Here is a 5,236-nt window from a genome sequence, read left to right on the forward strand (position 1 = left end):
CTGACCCGCTTGCGGCCGGCTTACATGCTGCAATTGTTGTTCGAGTTCGCTCCGACCATTGCCCAGCAAGGCTTGATCGCCGGCCCGTTCCGCTCCAATCCTTGGAGCTGGGTCGATGCGCGCGACGTGGCTGCGGTCGCAGTCGCGGCTTTGAAAGATCCTTCGCATGCTGGACGTATCTACACGGTGACGGGCTCGGAGAGCCTTAGCTTTCCGCAAATCGCTGACAGGCTGAGTCATATTCTGGGCAAGCCGGTGCGCTACAACGACATTACCGCCAACGAAGCGCGCGGTTGGCTGCAGGGCAAAGGCCTGTCGCCGGTGATGATCGAGGCCAAGCTGGAGTATTGGGACGCCTGCGCGTCCAACATGCTCAATGTGCCGCCCAACTCGGTGGTGCAGGATGTGACCGGCCGGCCGCCGCGCTCACTCGAAGACTTCGTGCAGGATTACAAGACTCGTTTCTTGTCCGCCTCGGCCGCCTGAGCGGCGCTGACCGCTGCGTCAGCGGCTGAAGCTCGGCGTCAGTCCGGGCGAGACGGAAATCTCCACAGTGCGTTGATCGTTGTCGACGGTGGTCATGGTCACCGGTCGACGCCACACTTTGGCGACGTACTCCAATACTTTGCGCGCCCGTTCGGGATCGAGGCCGCGACCGTCGGTGAGATGGTCGTGCACCAGGTCGAGTTTGCCATCCACATGCACGCGAGCCGCACTCACTCGGGGCGCGCCGAATCCATACTTGGGAGCGAGCAGCGCTTCATGTAGCGCCGACAAATCTGTTTCCTGAACGGTCAGCGTGCCGGTGGCCGGCCCCTTGAAGCGGAACAGTTTCAATTCGCTGGCCAGATCGTGCGTGAGATGGTTGCGCACGAACGAGAAGTCATCGTCTTCGGCCATGATGCGACGAGCGGCTTCCATGCCCTGCGCTGCCACGATCTTTTCCCAAATCGAAAAGCCCAAGTGATACGGATTGGTGGCCAACGCGACGTTTTCACCACTCGCGGTCGGACGCACCACATCTGAATGACACTTGATGGCGTCGACATAGGCCGATGCCGGCAGAAAGTCGGCCTCACGCAGCAGCCGCGCATGCCAGTACGAAGCCCAGCCTTCGTTCATGATCTGGCAAGCGAACACCGGATAGAAATAAAACGATTCCTCGCGCACGGCCAGGAAGATGTCACGTTCCCAAGGCTCCATTTCCGGCGCGTACTGCGCAATGAACCAGAGCAGATCCGATTCGGGATGCGGCGGGATCGGTGCCTTCTTCGCGGGACCGGTGGGAGCAGGGCGCGCAGTGTCCGGCCCGAGGGCGGCGAAACGTTTCGCGAATTCATCGTTCGACGGCGGTCCGCGCTCAGCCTGCATTTCCGGATAACGCGGCCGGCGCAGGCCTTTGTCGATGTTCACATGCTGTTCCAGCGACAATGCGGCGTCCAGCACCAACTCCACGCGTTCCAAACCATGTTCCTGGATGGCCATCGCAATCTGACGCGCATGAGCGGCCGCTTGCTCGACGATGTGTTCGCCGACTTGATCTTGGCTACGACGGAACAACATGTTGTTAGTGGAAAAGTCCGCGTGACCCAACACATGCGCGGTGACCAATACGTTCTCAGCCGCGCTGTTGCTCTTCGCCAGATAGGCACGGCCGGGATTGCCCGGAAACACCACTTCGAACAAGCGCGACAAGCCCATCCGATGTTGAATGAGCTGATAGATATAACGCACGCCGAACGACCAGTGCGGCATGCGCACCGGCAGACCGTAGATGGCAATCTCGGTCATGAAACTTTCCGGGACCACCTCGAACTCCACCGGGTGGTACTTCAATCCCTGCGCGCGAGCCAACTGTTCGATGCGCGAAATATGGGATTGCCAGTCTTCCGCCTTCATGGAGGTGGGCGTCGTGTTGGGCATGACGTCTAGGAACCCTGCGAGGCGTGGGTGAAGAAATGCCGCACGGCATTCCAGATATCGTCCGTACCGCTGACGCGATACGCGCCGACGCTATCGTCATCCCGCGATAAGTCGACGAACAGCCTGCCGATCTCGCTATCCGGGGCCGAGCCGGCCAGCGGCGCCACTTCCAAGAAGCCGCTGTAGTTACAGTCACCGGCGATCTCTTCCAACGCGACCTGCGCTTGCGGTTGGTCGGAAGGGAAGTTCTCGCCGTCGGAGGCGTAAAACAAATAGATGTTGTATTGGCTGGGGCTGTAACGCGCGTCGATCACTTCGCGCACCTTCTTCAAGCCCGCCGAAGCCACCGTGCCGCCAGTGCCGGTGACTTTGAAAAACTCATCCTCTTCGAACTCCCAGGCTTCCGAAGTGTGTGCCACGAACACCAGATCCAGATGTCGGTACTGACGCCGCAGACCTTGAATGGCCCAGAAGAAAAACGTTTTGGAAATCTGCCGTTCGCGTTCGCCCATGCTGCCCGACACGTCGAGCAACAAAATCACCACGGCCTGCATGGCCGGCTGTTCGCGCTTGGCGAGCTGGCGATACCGTAAATCATCATCGGTGAACGAGGGCGACTCGGCGCCGTTGGCGGTTTGCACGCCGCGCCGCTTGATGGATTCTTTCATGGAACGACGGCGATCGAGTCGCGAGCGCGCGCCGCGTCGATCCCAACCTTCGCGTATCCAATCGTCTTCCTTGGCGCGCCCGGCCTTGGCCTCGAGGTTGGGCAACTTCATTTCTTCCCACAACCAATCGACGATGTCGTCGATACGAAACTCCAGCGTGTATTGCACGCCGCCGTCTTCGTTGCCGCCTTGGCCGCGTTGATTCTCGCTGTCCTGTTGTGGGCGGCCGATGCGGTCGCCGGGCTTGGCCTGGCCTTGGCCGACGCCTTGCTGTTCGTTGGAATTGCGTAGCCGGAAACGATAATGCTCCAGCATCTTCACCGGCACGCGCACGGTGCTGGCGCCGCCGGTCAGCACATCGGCGCCGGCAACGATTTGCGGCAGGTGCTGACGCACGGCATCGCGCACCTTGTCGTTGTGACGCAGCCAATCTCTCGCGCCGCGCGAGAAGAGGTCGTACCAACCGGCCTCACCCGGGCTGCGATTTCCGCCAGAGCCGCCAGATCCGCCATCGGTCGTGGTGCCCGTTGCGTTGTCGCTCATCGCTCGCAACCCCCGTCTCAATCGGCCCTTGCTACTACAGTACGCCTAAGAGGTGCTCATGGATCGCCCTTTACACAAAGATACTTGTAAAAGTGCCATCCGGTTCAGTGCCCTTAAGCTCACTCCAGATCATTCCTGAGCCAGCAAGGTCGTCACATAACTCAGCGCTTCCTTGGCGCTGTGATCGTCATAACCGTACTCCGAAGTCAGGCGATCCTGAACCGCGGAGATTTTCTTACGGGCCTCGTCGTCGGGACGCGCGGCAGATGTCACCAGGCGCAGCACATCGCGCCGCTCCTCGAACAGATATTGCTCAATAGCTTCGCGCATGCGCGAATGGCTGTTGAGAGTGAATTTCTCACCGGCCTTGTACGCCACCATGGCCTTGCGTACCACTTCTTGACGGAAGGTCAGCTTGCCCGATTCCGATACCTTGATCTTGTCCTCCACCGAGCGCAGGAAACGCTCGTCGGCGGGACGCGACTCGCCGGTGATCGGGTCGGTCACCTCGCGGTGATCGAGCGCGGCCTCCACTTCGTCCAAGTACTTATCCAGCAACTGTTGGGCTTCGTCTTCGAACGAAGCGAACAGCGCACGATGCACGTCTTCCTTCACCCAGCGGTTGTAGAAGTCCTTGCGCGCCAATACCAGATAATCAATCCAGAGCTTCTTGGCCTTCGCATCCATGCGCGCATCGGTTTCGATCGAATCCTTGAGCGCGAGCAGCACTTCCATGCTGGTCAGGCTCTTCTTGTCGGTGCGCGTGATGGCGTTGGAAATCGAATTCACGATAAAGCGCGGACTGACACCCGTAAGGCCTTCCTCGGGCGACTCTGCGCGCAGTCGAGTGATCTCTGTCTCCGGGAAACCTTCCACGCTCTCGCCTGCATACAGGCGCAGCTTCTTGGACATGTCGAGACCTTCGCGCTCGGGTTTGTAGAGTCGTGTGAGCACAGCGAACACAGCCGCGAGCTTCATCGCGTGCGGGTCGAGATGCACATCGCGAAACGCCGGCGCGGCGGACACCAACTTGTTGTAGATCCGCGATTCTTCGTAATACGACAAGGTGTAAGGCACCTTGACGATCACCATGCGGTCCAGCAGCGCCTCGTTCTCCTTCTCTTGCAAGAACTTGTGGAACTCGGCCAGATTGGTGTGCGCCAGAATGGTCTCGTCCAGATAGATCAGCGGGAAGCGCGACACCTTGACGTTCTTCTCCTGCGTCAGGGTCAGCAGCAAGTACAGGAACTCGCGCTTCACCTTCAGGATTTCGATCATCTCCAGCACGCCGCGGCTCGCGGCATACACTGCGCCCGACCATGACCAAGCGCGCGGATCGCCTTCATCACCGAACTGCGCAACTTTGGATAGATCAACGGAGCCGACCAGATCGGCGAGATCCGCAGTCGTCGGGTCGTGTGGTGCGTAAGTGCCAACACCCACACGCGATGCTTCAGAAAGGAACACTCGCTCCACCGGCATGCGCAAGAAGTCGCCTTCGAATTCGCGCTCGAGACGATCGCGTGCCCACGGACTCAACTCGCCCTTGATCTCTACGCCGTAAGTGTCGCGGAACTCCGCGCGCAAACTTGCGGGAATGAGATTGAGTGGCGATTCATGCATGGGCGAGCCCTGCAAGGCATACATAGCCCCTTCATCGGTATGGCTGTATTCCTCGAGGCCGCGCTTCAACAGAATGGCCATGGTGGACTTGCCACCGGACGGGGGTCCCAGCAGCAGTAACAAACGTCTGCCGACATCGGAACCGGCTGCGGAGGCCTTGAAGTAATCGACGATGCGACCGAGCGGTTCGTCGATACCGAACAACTCGCGCTTGAACAACTCCTTGGCGCCGGCACTGGCTTCACCGTTACCGCTGTTACCGTTGCCGTTCGCGGCCGCAGTAGCATTGGTGCCCGGCGAGTTTTTGCCGAACCAATTGAGCATGTCCCATAGATATTCGTGGCTGGTACGCGCGAGTTGCCGCGTATTGCCCGGGACAACGGTGCGAAGAAATTCGCCGAAGGTGCCCGACCAGTGCTGCGCACGGTGGAACCGGCTATAGGCGCTTAAGGCCTCGACGAAGCTCTCGCCGCGTTGCG

General features: G+C 59.9%; 4 protein-coding genes. 1 reads left to right on the plus strand and 3 read right to left on the minus strand.

Annotated elements, in window-relative coordinates:
• Positions 1-486, plus strand: a 486-nt coding sequence (locus JNL55_RS31015; protein WP_293863673.1) for an NmrA family NAD(P)-binding protein, incomplete at its 5' end; no start/stop codon positions are given.
• Between the two features lie 18 nt (positions 487-504).
• Here JNL55_RS31015 and JNL55_RS31020 read toward each other — a convergent pair.
• The 3 genes from JNL55_RS31020 to JNL55_RS31030 all read right to left on the minus strand — a co-directional run.
• The gene (locus tag JNL55_RS31020) at positions 505-1,923 is read right to left on the minus strand and encodes a SpoVR family protein (RefSeq protein WP_293863676.1); all 1,419 of its coding nucleotides are present in this window, start codon (positions 1,921-1,923) and stop codon (positions 505-507) included.
• 5 nt (positions 1,924-1,928) lie between these two features.
• A complete protein-coding gene (locus tag JNL55_RS31025; RefSeq protein WP_293863679.1) occupies positions 1,929-3,134 on the minus strand; it encodes a DUF444 family protein in 1,206 nt (401 codons plus the stop codon).
• A 129-nt stretch (positions 3,135-3,263) separates the two neighbouring features.
• Positions 3,264-5,236: hypothetical protein (locus tag JNL55_RS31030; RefSeq protein WP_293863682.1), on the minus strand; the 1,973-nt coding region annotated here is incomplete at its 5' end.

The sequence above is a fragment of the Steroidobacter sp. genome, assembly GCF_016790065.1.
Lineage (GTDB): Bacteria > Pseudomonadota > Gammaproteobacteria > Steroidobacterales > Steroidobacteraceae > Steroidobacter.